Genomic DNA, 15762 nt, shown 5'->3' with positions numbered 1-15762 from the left:
CGCCGTTGCGTCTCGGGTAAGAACTGCGATTCTTGCGCTCTGATCGGCGCGCAGATCGCGAATACCTCTGCGTAGCCTCGAAGGGCGACAAGCTACGCGGGCGGCGCGCGCCGTCCGCCGGAACGAAGGAGTCACGCGGCGTGAGCACGCTCTACGAATCCAGCCGAATCGAGTGGGCCGAGCGCGAGGAGCTGGCCGAGCGGATGATCCCGCTCATCGGGCGCCTGTATCGCCGTCACGGCATCGTCCCCTCGATCCTGGGACGACGCCTGATCAACCGCTCGCCCATCGAGATCCTCCGCGCGCATCGCTTCACGCGGAAGGTCGGCGATCAGGTGCTGAGCCCCGTCAAGACGATGGCCGTTCTCGAGGCGCTCGAGCGGATCGCGCCGGGGCCCGCATCGATCGACGTCGCTCGGCTCGTCGCCGAGTTCGATCAGGTCGGCGTCTCCTACGGCGGGCGCGAGCTCGACGCCTTCCTGCAGTCGGAGCTCGCGGAGGTGATCGCCGCGGAGCGCAGCACGCCGACCGATGTCGTCCTCTACGGCTTCGGCCGCATCGGCCGCCTCGTGGCGCGCCTCCTCATCGCGCATCAGGGATCCGGCGACGGGCTGCGCCTGCGCGCGATCGTCGTGCGCCGCGGATCCGAGGACGACCTGCGCAAGCGCGCGGCGCTGCTGCGGCGCGACTCCGTGCACGGCCCGTTCCCCGGCACGATCGAGGTCGACGAGGAGGCGAACACGATCCTCGCCAACGGCACGCTCATCCAGGTGATATACGCGAACGATCCGTCGACGATCGACTACACCGCGCACGGCATCGACGGCGCGATCGTCGTCGACAACACGGGCCGCTGGCGCGACGAGGAGGGGCTGCGGCAGCACCTCCGGTCGACGGGCGTGAGCCGCGTGCTGCTGACGGCGCCCGGCAAGGGCGACATCAAGAACATCGTGTTCGGCGTGAACGGCGACGACATCGACCAGGGCGACGCGATCGTCTCGGCGGCGTCGTGCACGACGAACGCCATCACGCCCGTCCTCGCGGCGCTCGACGACGCGTACGGCGTGGCGCGCGGCCACGTCGAGACGGTGCACTCGTTCACGAACGACCAGAACCTCATCGACAACTTCCACAAGGGATCACGCCGCGGGCGCGCCGCGACGCTCAACATGGTCATCACCGAGACGGGCGCGGCGAAGGCCGTCGCCAAGGCGCTCCCGCAGCTGAAGGGGAAGCTGACCGGAAGCGCGATCCGCGTGCCGACGCCGAACGTCTCGCTCGCGATCCTCAACCTGCAGCTCGAGCGGGCGACGACGAAGGACGAGATCAATGCGTTCCTCCGTCAGACCTCGCTGACGTCGCCGCTGCGCCAGCAGATCGACTACAGCGAGTCGCCAGAGGCGGTCTCGAGCGACTTCGTCGGCAACCACCGCGCGGGCATCGTCGATGGGCTCGCGACGCTCGCGGACGGCGACGAGAACGTCGTCCTGTATGTCTGGTACGACAACGAGTTCGGCTACTCGTGTCAGGTGATGCGCGTGCTCGAGCGCATGGCGGGCGTGCACCCGACGATCCTCCCTCACCGAGAGCCGGTGCCGGTCGAGGCGGCCGTCGCGGAGGAGATCGCAACGGAGGCCGCGGTCGCGCTGAGCTGAGAGCTCAGCGAATCCGTCGAGGGCGGGATCCGGGGCGCCCCGGATCCCGCCCTTCTCCGTCAGATCGTGTCGTCGACGGCGAGGATGTCGAAGTCGTACATCCGGCTCTCCCCGGTGTCGGGGTCGTGCGCGGTGCGCGCCTCGTCGACGACGGCCAGGAGGCGCCGGTGGAGGGCGACGGCCTCGGCTGAGGTGAGCCGCAGGTCGATGCTCGAGAACACCCCGTGCGGTTCAGGGTCAGCGCTGCCGACGCTCGCGAGCGACCATGCGGCGAGGCGTCGGGCGCGCTCTGCGTGGTCGGCGAAGAGCTCGCGCAGCACGGTCGCAGTGAGGGCCTCATCGGCAACGGGTCGCCCCGGCTCCCGGATGTTCACCGAGACCTCGGCGGGAACCCACACGCGCTCGCGCCGATCGGCCGCGCGCGACGGATCCTCGACGATGAGTCCGCCGGCGGCGAGCGACCGCAGGTGGAAGCTCATGGTGTTCGGCGCGACGTCGAGGTCGGCCGCGAGGTCGGAGGCCCGGGCGGATCCTCGTGACTGCAGGGCGCGGAGCGCCGCGCGGCGCAGGGGGTGTGACATCGCCTTGAGCATCGCGGTCGTCGCGGTCGCGTCGTCAGGTTGAGGGGCAGCGGCATCGTCCGTCGGGGAGGCCATGTCTCGAGCCTATGCGGTGCGCGGGAAAAATCGCGCACGAATCATTGCGCAAGTATAGTTGCGCAACTACTCTTGCGAACATGAGCACCTTGACTGCCGCGGATGCGCGGCCCTCCCTCTGGCGAAATCGCGCGTATGTCACGTGGCTGGTGAGCGACACGGCCGGCGGCCTCGGCGCGGCGCTCGTCTCGTTCGCGCTTCCGCTCGTCGCGTTGGCCGTGACGGACGAACCCGTTCAGGCAGGGGTGATCGGTGGTGTGGGGGCGGCCGTGCGCGTCATGACCACGCTCGGCGGAGGCGTGCTCGCCGACCGCCGCTCGCGTGTGCGGCTCATGATCGCCGGCGGCGCCGTCGGGGCGATCATCGCGTCGGCATTCCTCGTGCTCTCCCTCGGTGACGCGCTCACCTTCTCCTCCCTCCTCGCAGTGAACGCTCTGCTCGCGGGGCGCGAGGGCTTCTTCGGCCCGGCGGGCGAGGCGGCGCTCAAGGACCTCGTCCCTGCGGCGGCGATGGGGCGCGCGCAGGCCGCGAATCAGGGACGCAACGCGGTGCTCGACCTCGCGGGCGGGCCGCTCGGCGGCGTGCTCCTCGCGGTGGGCGCGTGGCTCGTCGCCGCGGTGGTCGTGGCGTGCCAGGTGGCTGCGGCCGCGACGGCGTGGGCCCTCGGGCGACGGGCGCTCGCTCGCCCGCCCGCGGTGACGGCGGAGCGGGGCGGCGCGCTCGCCGACATCCGGCAGGGCTTCGCCTGGCTGTTCGCGCGGCGCGATCTGCGCGGGGTGCTGATCGTCGTCACGATCATCAATCTCGGGCTGTCGTCGCTCATGACGACCGTCATCTACGCGCTGCAGCAGGCGGGCCGCTCGCCCGTCGAGATCGGCTGGCTGTCGACCGGCATCGGCGCCGCGATGCTCGCCGGGGCGCTCGCCGCGCCGCTGCTCGTCGCGCGGGTTCCGGCGGGGATCCTGCTGATGGGTGGACTCACCGTGATGGCCGGCGCGGCGGTCGCGCTTCCGTTCGTCGACGCGCTGATCCCCGTGATCCTCCTCGTCGCCGGTGCGCTCTTCCTGCTTCCGGCGATGAACGCGGGGATGGGCGGCTACGTCATGGTTGCGGTGCCGACGGAGCTGGTGGGGCGTGCGAACGCCGCGTCGATGGTGCTGTCGATGGGGGCCATGCCTCTCGCGCCGCTCCTCGCCGGCGTCGGGCTCGGATGGGTCGGACGCGGTCCGACCTTGGCCGTCTGTGCGGGGCTCTGCGCGGTCGCCGCGCTGCTCGCGCTCACGAGTCGTCCGCTGCGCGCCCTCCCCGCCGAGCGCGGGTGGGCCGGACATGCCGCGCGCTTCGCCGGGGAATGAGCCGTCGGGAGCGTCCTACTTCGCGACGAGCGTGGTCTCGAAGCTGTACATGTCGGGGCGGTACACGTGCCGGCCGTACTCGACAGCGCGGCCCGACGCGTCGAACGCGACGCGCTCCATCGTGAGCAGCGGGCTGCCCGCGTCGACGTCCAGCAGGCCGGGCTCGTCGTCGTGCGCGCGGCGCGCCCCGATGTGCTGCTTCGCGACCCGGATCGTGACGCCGCGCGCCCGCATCATCGCGTAGAGGCCGCCGGTCTCGAGCTGCGCCTCGGTCACATCGGCGAACTCGGATGGCAGGTAGTTCTCGAGCACGGCCATCGGGGATCCGTCGGTCGTGCGCAGCCGGCGCAGGCGCAGCACCTCCGTGCCCGGCGCGAGGCTGAGCTTCTCTGCGACCGCCTCGGGTGCCGCGACGATCTCGTGCGTCAGGACGCGGGTGCCCGGTTCGAGAGACGAGCCCTTGAGGTCCTCGTAGAGGCTCGTCAGCTCGACCTCGCGCGTCACCTGGCCCTGCACGACCTGCGTGCCGATGCCGCGGCGTCGCACGAGCAGGCCCTTGTCGACGACCTCCTGGATCGCGCGTCGCACGGTCGGTCGCGAGAGGCCGAGGCGCTGGCCGATCGAGATCTCGTTGTCGAGGCGCGCTCCCGCGGGGATCCGTCCGGAGCGGATCGCGTTCTCGAGGCGGCTCGATATCTGGAAGTACAGGGGGATGGGCCCCGTGCGGTCGAGGTCGGCGAACAGGTCGTCGGGCCAGACGGGTGTGTCGGATGCCATGGGTCCCCCTTGGACGTCTATGTCCACACAATGTTACTCATGCGGGTGTTTGTTCGGTTGCGCGATGCCCATGTTGTGATATTGTCAGGACATATGGCGGCGAGTGATCCACTCGTCGCGGGTCCCCAGTCTCGACAACGGAGTGTGACGACATGACCGCTGCCCCCGACGTATTGGCCATCGGCCGCCTCGGCGTCGACATCTACCCGCTGCAGGACGGCGTCGGCCTCGAGAAGGTCGAGACATTCGGCAAGTACCTCGGCGGCACGGCCGCGAACGTCACGGTCGCCGCGGCACGGCACGGGCACACTCCGGCGCTCGTCTCGCGCGTGGGCGACGACCCGTTCGGCCGGTACCTGCTCGCGGAGCTCGGCCGCCTCGGCGTCGAGACGCGCTACGTCGGCACGGATCCCGACCTGAACACGCCCGTGACGTTCTGTGAGATCTTCCCGCCCGACGACTTCCCGCTGTACTTCTATCGTGAGCCCAAGGCGCCCGACATGAACGTCACGCCGGCCGAGGTCGACGCGGACGCCGTGCGCGCCGCGCGGATCCTCTGGATCACGACGACCGGCCTCAGCGAGGATCCCAGCCGCTCGGCCCTGCATGCGGCGCTCGCCGCGCGCGAGCGCCGGGAGCACACGATCCTCGACCTCGACTACCGGCCCATGTTCTGGGAGACGGCGGCGGACGCGACCGCTCACCTCGAGCCCGTGCTCGGGCAGGTCACGGTGGCCGTCGGCAACCGCGAGGAATGCGAGGTCGCGGTCGGCGAGACCGAGCCCCAGCGCGCGGCCGACGCGCTGCTCGAGCGGGGCATCGAGATCGCGATCGTCAAGCAGGGCCCGAAGGGAGTGCTCGCCAAGACCCGCGACGAACAGGTCGAGGTTCCGACGCACGTCGTCGAGGTCATCAACGGCCTCGGCGCCGGCGACGCCTTCGGCGGCGCGCTCTGCCACGGGCTGCTCGAGGGCTGGGGCCTCGAGCGCACACTGCGATTCGCGAACGTCGCGGGCGCCATCGTCGCGTCGCGGCGCGAATGCTCGACCGCGATGCCCACGCCCGACGAGGTCGAGCGGGCGCTCGAGGGGATCCGGGCATGAGCGCCCTCGACGCGCGGGCGTTCGCGGACCTGCGCGAGATGCGCGCGCGCCGGCCCGACGCGATCGGCGAGGCGTTCCGCGCCCGCCGGCGGCGCAGCCTCGTCGGCGACGACGGCAAGCTGCTGATCGTCGCCGCGGACCACCCGGCGCGCGGGTCCCTGTCGGTCGGATCCGACGCGACCGCCATGGCGAATCGCTGCGACCTGCTCGACCGCCTCGCGACGGCGCTCGAGCGCCCCGGGGTCGACGGCGTGCTCGGCACCCCCGACATCATCGACGACCTCGCGGGCCTCGGTCTGCTCGACGACAAGCTCGTCGTCGGATCCATGAACCGCGGAGGCCTGCGCGGCGCCTCCTTCGAGATGGACGACCGCTACACCGGCTACGACGTGCAGGCGATGGTCTCGCGCGGGATCGACATCGCGAAGACTCTCGTGCGCATCAACCTCGACGACGCGGGCACGGCCCCGACGCTCGAGGCCACGGCGCGCGCCGTCACGGAGGCCGCCCGCGCGCGCCTGCCGATCATGCTCGAGCCGTTCATGAGCGCGTGGCGCGACGGGGCGATCGCGAACGACCTCACGCCCGACGCCGTCATCCGCTCCGTGGCCATCGCGTCGGGCCTCGGCGCCGACAGCGCGTACACGTGGATGAAGCTCCCCGTCGTCGACGACATGGAGCGCGTCATGGAGTCGACCACGATGCCGACGCTGCTGCTCGGCGGCGACGGCGCGGGCGACCCGGACGCGATGTTCGCCTCGTGGCGCGACGCGCTCGCGCTTCCCGGCGTCGTCGGCCTCACGGTCGGCCGCAACCTGCTGTACCCGGCCGGGGGAGACGTCGCCGACGCCGTCGACACCGCCGCATCCCTCGTCCACCCCACCGCTTCCGTCCGCGTCTGACGACGCACCGAGTGAGGATCCCATGAGCATCACCGACACCACCGCCATCCCGACGATCGGCCACTGGATCGACGGCGCGCCGCGCGCATCGCACAGCGGCCGGACGGCCCCCGTGTTCAACCCCGCGACGGGGGTGCAGCAGGCCAGGGTCGCCCTCGCCGACCAGTCCGAGATCGACGAGGCGATCGCCTCCGCCCAGCGCGGGTTCGAGACGTGGTCGACCTACTCGGTCGCGAAGCGCCAGGCCGTGCTGTTCTCGTTCCGTGAGCTGCTGAACGCCCGCAACGGCGAGCTCGCCGAGATCATCACCCGCGAGCACGGCAAGGTCCTCTCGGACGCGATGGGTGAGATCGCCCGAGGACAGGAGGTCGTCGAGCTCGCGACGGGCTTCGCCCACTTCACGAAGGGCGCCTTCAACGAGAACGTGTCCACCGGCATCGACGTCTACTCGCTCAAGCAGCCCCTCGGCGTCGTCGGCGTCATCAGCCCCTTCAACTTCCCGGCGATGGTGCCGATGTGGTTCTTCCCCGTCGCGATCGCGGCCGGCAACGCCGTCGTGCTGAAGCCGAGCGAGAAGGATCCATCTGCCGCGCTCTGGATGGCCGAGCTGTGGAAGGAGGCCGGCCTGCCCGACGGCGTGTTCACGGTGCTGCAGGGCGACAAGCTCGCCGTCGACGGCCTGCTCACGGACCCGGCGGTGCAGTCGATCTCGTTCGTCGGATCCACGCCGATCGCGAAGTACATCTACGAGACCGCCTCGCAGCACGGCAAGCGCGTGCAGGCGCTCGGCGGCGCGAAGAATCACATGCTCGTGCTGCCCGACGCCGACCTCGACATCGTCGCCGACCAGGCCATCAACGCCGGCTACGGCGCGGCGGGCGAGCGCTGCATGGCGATCTCCGTCGTCCTCGCGGTGGAGCCTGTGGCCGACGAGCTGATCGAGAAGATCACCGAGCGGATCTCCGCCCTCCGCATCGGCGACGGCGCATCGCACCCCGAGCCGCAGATGGGGCCGCTCATCACGGCCGAGCACCGCGCGAAGGTGTCGGGATACGTCGACATCGCCGAGGCCGATGGCGCGAAGATCGTCGTCGACGGCCGCGGCTTCACGGCACCTGGCTGCGAGGGCGGGTTCTTCTTCGGGCCCACGCTCATCGACGAGGTGCCGACGACGTCGCGGGCCTACACGGAGGAGATCTTCGGGCCCGTGCTCGAGATCGTGCGGGTGAAGAGCTACGACGAGGGCGCCGCCCTCATCAACTCCGGGCAGTTCGGCAACGGCACCGCGATCTTCACGAACGACGGCGGCGCGGCGCGGCGCTTCCAGAACGAGATCCAGGTCGGCATGATCGGCATCAACGTGCCGATCCCCGTGCCCGTCGCGTACCACTCGTTCGGCGGGTGGAAGCAGTCGCTGTTCGGCGACAGCAAGGCGTACGGCGTGCAGGGCTTCGAGTTCTTCACGCGCGAGAAGGCCATCACGAGTCGCTGGCTGGATCCCGCGACGCATGGCGGCATCGACCTCGGCTTCCCCCAGAACGACTGAGAAGGATCCCCGATATGGCCCAGACGACGCGGATGACGGTGGGGCAGGCCCTCATCGAGTTCCTCGCGAACCAGTGGACGGTCGACGGTGACCGCGCCGAGCGCACGATCCCCGCCACGTTCGGAATCTTCGGGCACGGCAACGTCGCGGGCATCGGCCAGGCGCTGAAGCAGCTCCACCACGAGCGGCCGGGCAGGATGCCGTACCGCCAGGCGCGCAACGAGCAGGCGATGGTGCATCAGGCCGTCGGCTATGCCCGCATGCGCCGCCGCCGTGCGACGTACGCGGCCGCCGCCTCGGTCGGCCCCGGCGCGGCCAACATGCTCACGGGCGCCGCCCTCGCGACGGCCAATCGCCTGCCCGCCCTCCTGCTGCCGAGCGACACGTTCGCGACGCGCGTCGCGGATCCCGTCCTGCAGCAGCTCGAGCACCCGCACGATCTCGGGATCCAGGTGACCGACGCCTTCCGCCCCGTGTCGCGGTTCTTCGACCGCGTGCAGCGGCCCGAGCAGCTGTTCTCGATCGCGCTCGCCGCGATGCGGGTGCTGACGGATCCCGCCGAGACGGGCGCCGTCACGATCGCGCTCCCCGAGGACGTGCAGGCCGAGGCGCTCGACGTGCCCGTGGAGTTCCTGCAGCGGCGCGAGTGGCGGATCCGGCGTCCCCGCCCGGACCGCGGCGCGATCGCCCTCGCGGCGGAGGCGATCCGCTCCGCGAAGCGGCCCGTGATCGTCGCGGGCGGCGGCGTGCTGTACTCCGGCGCGGAGGACGAGCTGCGCGCCCTGGTCGAGGCGACGGGGATCCCCGTCGGGATCTCGCAGGCGGGCGGCGGCGTGCTCACGTGGGACCACCCGCAGAACCTCGGCGGCGTCGGGGCGACGGGCACGCTCGCGGCCAACCGGCGCGCGGCGGAGGCCGACGTCGTCATCGGCATCGGCACGCGCTACAGCGACTTCACGACGGCGTCGCGCACGGCCTTCCAGAATCCGAACGTGACGTTCGTCAACATCAACGTCGCCTCGTTCGACGCCTACAAGCACGGCACGCAGCTGCCCGTCGTCGCCGATGCGCGCGAGGCGCTCGTCGAGCTCGCCGAGGCGCTGGCGGGGCACGCGGTCGATGCCGCGTACGCCGAGACCGTCGCGCGCGAGAAGGCCGAATGGGACGAGACGGTCGACGCGGCCTTCGCCCCGACGGGGCTCGCCCTGCCCGGCCAGCCCGAGATCATCGGCGCCGTGCAGCGCGCCTCGTCGCCCGAGGACGTCGTCGTGCAGGCGGCGGGGTCCCTGCCCGGCGACCTGCACAAGCTGTGGCGCGTGCGGGATCCGCTCGGCTACCACGTCGAATACGCGTTCAGCTGCATGGGATATGAGATCGCCGGCGGCATGGGCGTCAAGCGCGGCGCGGAGGCCGACGGATCCGATCGCGACGTCATCGTCATGGTCGGCGACGGCTCGTACCTCATGCTCAGCACCGAGCTCGTGACGGCGGTCGCCGAGCGCATCAAGATCATCGTCGTCCTCATCCAGAACCACGGATACGCGTCGATCGGGCACCTCTCCGAGACGGTCGGATCTGAGCGATTCGGGACGAAGTACCGCGCATACGATCCGCAGGCGCGCGGCTTCGACGGCGAGGACGTGCTGCCGGTCGACCTCGCGGCGAACGCGCGCAGCTACGGCATCGAGACGATCGAGATCGCCCCGGGGCCCGGCGCGATCGACGATCTCGGGGCGGCGATCGCCCGCGCGAAGGCATCGGACGCCTCCACCGTGATCCACATCAACAGCGATCCGCTCATCTACGCGCCCGACGGCGCCGGGTGGTGGGACGTGCCGGTCGCGGAGGAGTCGACGCTCGACTCGACGGCGGCCGCGCGCGCGGAGTACCTCGAGCAGCGGCGGGCGCAGCGGCAGTTGCTGGGGGATCGGACGGAGGGCCGCGCATGAACGGCACCATCGCCGGGGCGCCGGTGAGCTTCGGGGTGTTCGAGCTCACACCGGAAGGCGCCGAGACGCTCGGTCCCGACGATCTGGGCGAGATCCTGCAGGCCACCGGATACGCGGGAATCGACCTCGGGCCCCTGGGCTATCTGGGGCGCGGCCGGGAGCTGCGATCGCGACTGGAGCGCTTCGGGCTCGACCTCGCGGGCGGGTGGATCCAGCTGCCGTTCTCCGACGACGACGCGTTCGCGGCCTCGATGCCAGCGCTGCAGGACGCGCTGCGGGTCTTCGCCGAGGCGTCCGAGGCGGGACCGTCGCGGCTGCCGCTTCCCACCCTCGCCGACGACGGATCGGCGGCCCGCGCCGCGGCGCCCGGCCGCGGGCGGGAGGCAGATCCGCTCGGCCCCGACGTGGCCGCACGCCTGTACGCGAACGTCGATCGGGCCGCCGGAATCGTGCGGGCAGCCGGGTTCGAGCCGACGTTCCACCACCACGCCGGCACATTCGTGGAGTCGCCCGAGGAGATCGACGCGTTCCTCGCGCAGACCGACATCGGCCTCACACTCGACACCGGTCACCTCTTCATCGCCGGCGGCGATCCCGTCGAAGCGATGCGTCGCTGGGGCGGCCGTATCAATCACCTGCACCTCAAGGACGTCGATCTGGCGGCGCTTCGCGGTGTCCTCGCGTCCGGCGGAGGGATGGCGGAGGTGTGGTCCGGCGGCGCGTTCGTGGCGTTCGGGCGCGGCGACGTCGACCTCGCCGGCGTCATGTCGCTCGTCGACGAGAGGGGGTACGACGGCTGGATCGTCGTCGAGCAGGACGTGCTCAACGCCCTCGACGTCGCGCTCGGCGCGTTCCGGGCGGAGCGCGCGCACGATCAGGCAGTCAATCGGAACGCCCTGCGCCCCTGGGCGTGACCTCATCCGGAAAGTGAGAACTCAATGACGAATCGCCCCCTCCGCATCGGCCTGATCGGCACCGGCCGCATCGGCCAGGTGCACGCCGCGAACATCGCGGCCGACGCCGAGACGACGTTGTCGTGGATCGCGGATCCGTTCGTCGCGGGTGCCGAGGCCGTCGCGGCGCGGCATGGTGGCCGCGTCACCGACGACCCGGAGCGGCTTCTGACGTCCGGCGAGGTGGACGCGGTGCTCGTGGCGTCGCCGACCGCGACCCACGTCGACCTCATCGCGCGATCGGTCGACCTCGGCCTGCCGGTGCTGTGCGAGAAGCCGATCGACCTCGACATCGCCCGCGTGGATGCGCTGCGCCCGCGGATCGCGTCGGCCGGGGTCCCCGTCGCGCTGGGATTCAACAGGCGCTTCGACCCCGCGTTCGCCAGCGCGCGCACACGCGTCGAGGCGGGCGAGGTCGGGGCGCTTGAGCAGCTGACGATCATCAGCCGCGATCCGGCGGCGCCACCCGCCGACTACGTCGCCGTCTCGGGTGGGATATTCCGTGACATGACGATTCACGACTTCGATATGGCGCGCTTCTTCCTGCCCGACATCGTCGAGGTGCAGGCGACGGGGACGACGACGTTCGACGCGGGAGCCCGACTCCACGGTGACTTCGACACCGCGGTGTGCACCCTGCGGACGTCATCGGGAGCCATCGTCACGATCGTCAACTCGCGACACAGCGCCGTGGGCTACGACCAGCGGCTCGAGGCCTTCGGCGCTCGGGGGCATCTGTCGGTCGCCAACGCGCCGTCGAGCCTCGTGAGCCTCTCGACGACCGCGGCCGTCGAGGCCAAACCACCGTACGAGAACTTCTTCCTCGAGCGCTACGCGCGCGCCTACGCCGCCGAACTGCACGAGTTCGCGAAGCTCGCGCGCGGCGAGGCGTCGACGAGCCCGACCTACGAGGACGGGCGCGCGGCGCTCGTGCTCGCCGACGCCGCCCAGCGCTCTGCGGTCGACCGCGTCGCCGTCGCCGTGGATCTCGGCTGATGGGGTTTCGGCTCGCCGCCTGCGCCGAGATGATCTACCTCGACCAGCCGTTCGAGGAGCGCGTGCGGCGCATCCACGAGCGCGGCTTCGAGGTCGAGATCTGGGACTGGACGACGAAGGACCTGCACGCGCTCGCGGACACCGGCGCGGTGTTCTCGTCGATGACGGGGTATGTGCGGGGCGATCTCACGAGCGATGACGGCATCGACGCGCTCCTCGAGACGGCCGCGAGGTCGCTCGAGCGGGCCGACATCCTCGACGTGCCGCGTCTGGGCCTGCACGGCACGGGGCTCGGCGAGAGCGGTCTGCCCGTACGCCCGGTCGAGACGACATCGGGCGCTGACTGGCTGCGCGCCGCCGACGCACTCCGACGCGTCGCCGAGCTGGGCGAGCGCGCGGGCCGCGTGTTCACTCTCGAGAATCTGAACACCGCGGTCGACCACCCCGGTGTGCCGTTCGCGCGCGCGGAGGACACGATCGCTCTCGTCTCCGCCGTCGACAGCCCCGCGCTGCGCCTCAACCTCGACCTCTATCACGCGCAGATCGGCGAGGGGAACCTCATCGAGCTCGTCCGGCGGGCGCTGCCCTGGATCGGCGAGATCCAAGTCGCGGACGTGCCGGGCCGGTGCGAGCCCGGGACCGGCGAGATCCGCTACGAGGCCGTTGCGCAGGCGCTGCGGGATCTCGGATATGACGGGGTCGTCGGCATGGAGGCGTGGGCGAGTGCGGACTCCGATGCTGCGCTCCATGCGTTCCGCTCCGCGTTCGCCTGACCGTGGGGGCGGAGAAGCGGGCCCGAGTCGATGACTCGAGCCCGCTTCTCTTAAAGACAGTATGTCTAGACAAATGCCGTCATCTGGTTCATACTGATCCCGACACAGCAGTCAGTCAGTCGGCAATCGAGTCGACTGCGCGTGAAGGGAACTTCGATGAAGAAGCGCATTCTCGCCGGCCTCGGCATCACCGCCGCAGCGGTCCTGCTCGCAGGGTGCTCCGGCACGGGGCAGGAGACGACCTCGCCCGATGATGATGGCGGCGCGGGGGCTCCGTCCGGCGGCGACCACACATACGCCGTCGTCACCCACGCACCTCCCGGCGACGCGTTCTGGGACCGGATCAAGTCAGGTGCCGAGCAGGCGGGCGTCGACTACGACGCCACCATCGTCTACAACGGCGATCCCGACCCCGCCCTGCAATCACAGCTCATCGACAACGCGGTCGCGCAGGAGGTCGATGGCATCGTCGTGTCGATGGCCAATCCGGAGGGCGTGAAGACGAGCGTGGAGGCGGCGGTGGCCGCCGGGGTGCCCGTCGTCACGATCAACGCCGGCATGGAGGAGTCGGCCGAATACGGGGCGCTGACGCATATCGGCCAGAGCGAGAGCGTCGCCGGTGCGGCGGTCGGCGAACGACTGAGCGAAGAAGGCTTCGAGAACGTGATCTGCGTCATCCAGGAGGCAGGCCATGTCGGGCTCGAGGAGCGATGCTCCTCAGCCGGCGGTGCGTTCTCGGGCGAGATGGACAACATCATCGTCGACGGGCGCAACGATGCCGAGGTGAAGAACACCCTGCGCGCGAAGCTGCAGTCCGACGACTCGATCGACGGAGTGCTCACGCTCGGCGGGCAGTATGCGATCGACGCGGTCGGCGCCGTCGAGGAGTCCGGCAGCGCGGCGCGGGTTGCGACCTTCGATCTCTCGTCCGACGTCCTGACCGAGATCGAGGATGGGCGCGTCGTATTCGCGGTCGACCAGCAGCCGTTCGTCCAGGGCTATGTGGGCGTGACGTCGCTCTATCTCAACACGATCAACGGCAACGTCCTCGGCGGCGGACAGCCCGTGTACTCGGGGCCCGCGTTCGTGACGGCGGAGAATGCCGAGGCCATCTCCGAGTTCGCCGCCAACGGAACACGATGATCGCACCGATCAGCAGGTCGGAACGGCGATGCTCCACCGGCCGGAGGGGAAGATGACATGACGACGACGGACATCGTGACGGTCGCGACGAGACCGCGCCTCGAGAATCATCCGCTTCGGCGCCTCATGGCGCGGCCCGAGATCGGCGCGCTCGTCGCCGCCCTCGCCGTGATGATCTTCTTCTCGGCGTACACGAGCAACTTCATGTCCCTGTCAGGCGCGGGGGTGTGGCTCGAATCGGCGTCGACCTTCGGCATCATGGCCGTCGCGGTCGCGCTCCTCATGATCGGGGGCGAGTTCGACCTCTCCGCTGGCGTCATGACGGGGTTCACGGCGCTCATCGTGGGCGTGCTGACCACTGGATACGGGCTCAACATCTGGGTCGCCGCGCTCGTCTCGCTCGCGATCGCACTCGGCATCGGTGCGCTCAACGGCTGGATGGTGATGAAGACCGGCCTGCCGAGCTTCATCATCACGCTCGCGACGATGTTCATCCTCGCGGGGGCCAACCTCGCGGTGACGAAGCTGGTGACGGGCCAGGTCGCCATCCAGGGGATGCGACAAGTGCCCTTCTACGACACGATCCAACCTCTCTTCGGCGCATCGATCTCGATCGGCGGAGGCACGTTCTACGTCTCGGTCCTGTGGTGGCTGGCCTTCACGGGGCTCGCGACGTGGGTGCTCCTGCGCACGAAGGCGGGCAACTGGATCTTCGCCGTCGGCGGGCAGCTGAACTCCGCCCGGCAGATCGGCGTGCCCGTCATGGGCACGAAGGTCGCGCTGTTCATGACGACGGCGGGGGCCGGCTGGCTCGTCGGCATGATCTCGCTGTTCCGCACCTCGACGGTGCAGGCGAACACGGGCTTCGGCCAGGAGTTCATCTACATCATCTGCGCGGTCGTCGGCGGATGCCTCATGACCGGCGGATTCGGATCCGCGATCGGCGCCGCGCTCGGCGCCCTCATCTACGGGATGGTGTTCCAGGGCATCACGTTCGCCCAGTGGGACACGAACTGGCTGCGCACCTTCCTCGGTGTCATGCTGCTGTTCGCCGTTCTGCTCAACCACTATGTCCGTGCGAGAGGAGGGGCGGCGCGATGAGCACGCCCATCATCGAGGTCCGGGACGTCGCGAAGACCTACGGTCCGATCAACGCGCTCTACGGCGTCAGCACGCAGGTCGCCGCGGGGACCGTGACGTGCGTGCTCGGCGACAACGGAGCTGGGAAGTCGACGTTCATCAAGATGCTGGCCGGCGTGCACCGGCCGAGCGAGGGGAAGCTGCTCATCGATGGCGAGCCCGTCGCGCTGGACTCGCCGCGAGCCGCCCTCGACGCCGGCATCGCCACCGTGTATCAGGATCTCGCGGTCGTGCCGCTCATGCCCGTGTGGCGCAACTTCTTCCTCGGCAGCGAGCTCACCAAGGGCTGGGGCCCGTTGCGGCGGCTCGATGTGCGACGGATGAAGGAGATCACGCTCGTCGAGCTCGCGAATATGGGCATCGACCTGCGGGACGTCGACCAGCCGATCGGCACGCTCTCCGGCGGAGAGCGACAGTGCGTCGCGATCGCCCGCGCGGTGTACTTCGGTGCCCGCGTGCTGATCCTCGACGAGCCGACGGCGGCCCTCGGCGTCAAGCAGTCGGGCGTCGTGCTGAAGTACATCGCCCGGTCTCGCGACCGCGGTCTCGGCGTCGTGTTCATCACGCACAACCCGCACCACGCCTATCCGGTGGGCGATCGGTTCCTGCTGCTCAACAGGGGGACGAGTCTCGGCGACTTCGCGAAGTCGGAGATCAGCCTGGCCGATCTCACGAGCATGATGGCGGGTGGGGGCGAGCTCGATGCGCTCGCCCACGAGCTGGAGCGCTCGGACGCCGACGAGTCTCGTCGCTGAGTCGCCGCGCCACCCGTTCCGTCGGAGACATCCCGTTCTGCGGATCCCTGTCGCCAGGG

14 protein-coding genes are annotated in these 15762 nt (G+C 70.3%); 12 read left to right on the top strand and 2 right to left on the bottom strand.

Going from position 1 to position 15762, the window contains the following annotated elements:
• The first annotated feature begins 140 nt into the window (after window positions 1-140).
• The gene (locus tag GB932_RS12290; protein ID WP_197517461.1) at window positions 141-1655 is read left to right on the top strand and encodes a glyceraldehyde-3-phosphate dehydrogenase; all 1515 of its coding nucleotides are present in this window, start codon (window positions 141-143) and stop codon (window positions 1653-1655) included.
• A gap of 59 nt (window positions 1656-1714) precedes the next feature.
• Here GB932_RS12290 and GB932_RS12285 read toward each other — a convergent pair whose 3' ends face one another.
• Window positions 1715-2311 (bottom strand): ArsR/SmtB family transcription factor, encoded by a 597-nt coding sequence (locus tag GB932_RS12285; RefSeq protein WP_156760993.1) that lies wholly within the window; start codon window positions 2309-2311, stop codon window positions 1715-1717.
• An 80-nt stretch (window positions 2312-2391) separates the two neighbouring features.
• On the opposite strand from GB932_RS12285, the gene GB932_RS12280 reads away from it, so the two are divergent.
• Window positions 2392-3666, top strand: coding sequence for an MFS transporter (locus tag GB932_RS12280; RefSeq protein WP_156760992.1), 1275 nt, complete (start codon window positions 2392-2394; stop codon window positions 3664-3666).
• A 15-nt stretch (window positions 3667-3681) separates the two neighbouring features.
• Here GB932_RS12280 and GB932_RS12275 read toward each other — a convergent pair whose 3' ends face one another.
• Window positions 3682-4443 carry a GntR family transcriptional regulator gene (locus GB932_RS12275; protein ID WP_156760991.1) on the bottom strand — a complete coding sequence of 254 codons (762 nt, stop codon included), beginning with the start codon at window positions 4441-4443 and terminating at the stop codon, window positions 3682-3684.
• A gap of 152 nt (window positions 4444-4595) precedes the next feature.
• On the opposite strand from GB932_RS12275, the gene iolC reads away from it, so the two are divergent.
• From iolC to GB932_RS12225, 10 genes are all read left to right on the top strand, one after another.
• Complete coding sequence (gene iolC, locus GB932_RS12270) at window positions 4596-5546, top strand: 5-dehydro-2-deoxygluconokinase (RefSeq protein ID WP_156760990.1); 951 nt, start codon at window positions 4596-4598, stop codon at window positions 5544-5546.
• The gene (locus GB932_RS12265; protein WP_197517460.1) at window positions 5543-6448 is read left to right on the top strand and encodes a class I fructose-bisphosphate aldolase; all 906 of its coding nucleotides are present in this window, start codon (window positions 5543-5545) and stop codon (window positions 6446-6448) included. The genes iolC and GB932_RS12265 overlap by 4 nt, the downstream gene beginning before the upstream one ends.
• Window positions 6449-6470: 22 nt before the next feature.
• Window positions 6471-7994, top strand: coding sequence for a CoA-acylating methylmalonate-semialdehyde dehydrogenase (locus GB932_RS12260; RefSeq protein WP_156760989.1), 1524 nt, complete (start codon window positions 6471-6473; stop codon window positions 7992-7994).
• Between the two features lie 14 nt (window positions 7995-8008).
• Window positions 8009-9943, top strand: a complete 1935-nt coding sequence (gene iolD, locus GB932_RS12255; RefSeq protein WP_156760988.1) for a 3D-(3,5/4)-trihydroxycyclohexane-1,2-dione acylhydrolase (decyclizing) — start codon at window positions 8009-8011, stop codon at window positions 9941-9943.
• The gene (locus GB932_RS12250; RefSeq protein ID WP_156760987.1) at window positions 9940-10857 is read left to right on the top strand and encodes a sugar phosphate isomerase/epimerase family protein; all 918 of its coding nucleotides are present in this window, start codon (window positions 9940-9942) and stop codon (window positions 10855-10857) included. Before iolD ends, GB932_RS12250 begins: the two co-directional genes overlap by 4 nt.
• Before the next feature lie 24 nt (window positions 10858-10881).
• The gene (gene iolG / locus GB932_RS12245; protein ID WP_156760986.1) at window positions 10882-11892 is read left to right on the top strand and encodes an inositol 2-dehydrogenase; all 1011 of its coding nucleotides are present in this window, start codon (window positions 10882-10884) and stop codon (window positions 11890-11892) included.
• Window positions 11892-12665 carry a TIM barrel protein gene (locus GB932_RS12240; RefSeq protein WP_156760985.1) on the top strand — a complete coding sequence of 258 codons (774 nt, stop codon included), beginning with the start codon at window positions 11892-11894 and terminating at the stop codon, window positions 12663-12665. The genes iolG and GB932_RS12240 overlap by 1 nt, the downstream gene beginning before the upstream one ends.
• 156 nt (window positions 12666-12821) lie before the next feature.
• Window positions 12822-13808 (top strand): substrate-binding domain-containing protein, encoded by a 987-nt coding sequence (locus GB932_RS12235; RefSeq protein ID WP_156760984.1) that lies wholly within the window; start codon window positions 12822-12824, stop codon window positions 13806-13808.
• Between the two features lie 57 nt (window positions 13809-13865).
• Window positions 13866-14909 (top strand): ABC transporter permease, encoded by a 1044-nt coding sequence (locus tag GB932_RS12230; RefSeq protein WP_156760983.1) that lies wholly within the window; start codon window positions 13866-13868, stop codon window positions 14907-14909.
• Window positions 14906-15703 carry an ATP-binding cassette domain-containing protein gene (locus tag GB932_RS12225; RefSeq protein ID WP_156760982.1) on the top strand — a complete coding sequence of 266 codons (798 nt, stop codon included), beginning with the start codon at window positions 14906-14908 and terminating at the stop codon, window positions 15701-15703. Before GB932_RS12230 ends, GB932_RS12225 begins: the two co-directional genes overlap by 4 nt.
• Window positions 15704-15762: the final 59 nt, after the last annotated feature.

This window comes from Microbacterium karelineae, from assembly GCF_009745985.1.
Classification (GTDB): Bacteria; Actinomycetota; Actinomycetes; order Actinomycetales; family Microbacteriaceae; genus Microbacterium; species Microbacterium karelineae.
The sequence above is the reverse complement of the archived record's forward strand: the minus strand, read 5'-3'. Positions and strand labels throughout refer to the sequence as shown.

Excerpts from the sequence above, each read along its gene's own strand:
- iolC (WP_156760990.1), top strand. The coding sequence starts at position 4,596 with ATGACCGCTGCCCCCGACGTATTGGCCATCGGCCGCCTCGGCGTCGAC.
- iolG (WP_156760986.1), top strand. The coding sequence starts at position 10,882 with ATGACGAATCGCCCCCTCCGCATCGGCCTGATCGGCACCGGCCGCATC.
- GB932_RS12240 (WP_156760985.1), top strand. The coding sequence starts at position 11,892 with ATGGGGTTTCGGCTCGCCGCCTGCGCCGAGATGATCTACCTCGACCAG.
- GB932_RS12235 (WP_156760984.1), top strand. The coding sequence starts at position 12,822 with ATGAAGAAGCGCATTCTCGCCGGCCTCGGCATCACCGCCGCAGCGGTC.
- GB932_RS12285 (WP_156760993.1), bottom strand. The coding sequence starts at position 2,311 with ATGGCCTCCCCGACGGACGATGCCGCTGCCCCTCAACCTGACGACGCG.
- GB932_RS12280 (WP_156760992.1), top strand. The coding sequence starts at position 2,392 with ATGAGCACCTTGACTGCCGCGGATGCGCGGCCCTCCCTCTGGCGAAAT.
- iolD (WP_156760988.1), top strand. The coding sequence starts at position 8,009 with ATGGCCCAGACGACGCGGATGACGGTGGGGCAGGCCCTCATCGAGTTC.
- GB932_RS12250 (WP_156760987.1), top strand. The coding sequence starts at position 9,940 with ATGAACGGCACCATCGCCGGGGCGCCGGTGAGCTTCGGGGTGTTCGAG.
- GB932_RS12275 (WP_156760991.1), bottom strand. The coding sequence starts at position 4,443 with ATGGCATCCGACACACCCGTCTGGCCCGACGACCTGTTCGCCGACCTC.
- GB932_RS12265 (WP_197517460.1), top strand. The coding sequence starts at position 5,543 with ATGAGCGCCCTCGACGCGCGGGCGTTCGCGGACCTGCGCGAGATGCGC.
- GB932_RS12260 (WP_156760989.1), top strand. The coding sequence starts at position 6,471 with ATGAGCATCACCGACACCACCGCCATCCCGACGATCGGCCACTGGATC.
- GB932_RS12225 (WP_156760982.1), top strand. The coding sequence starts at position 14,906 with ATGAGCACGCCCATCATCGAGGTCCGGGACGTCGCGAAGACCTACGGT.
- GB932_RS12230 (WP_156760983.1), top strand. The coding sequence starts at position 13,866 with ATGACGACGACGGACATCGTGACGGTCGCGACGAGACCGCGCCTCGAG.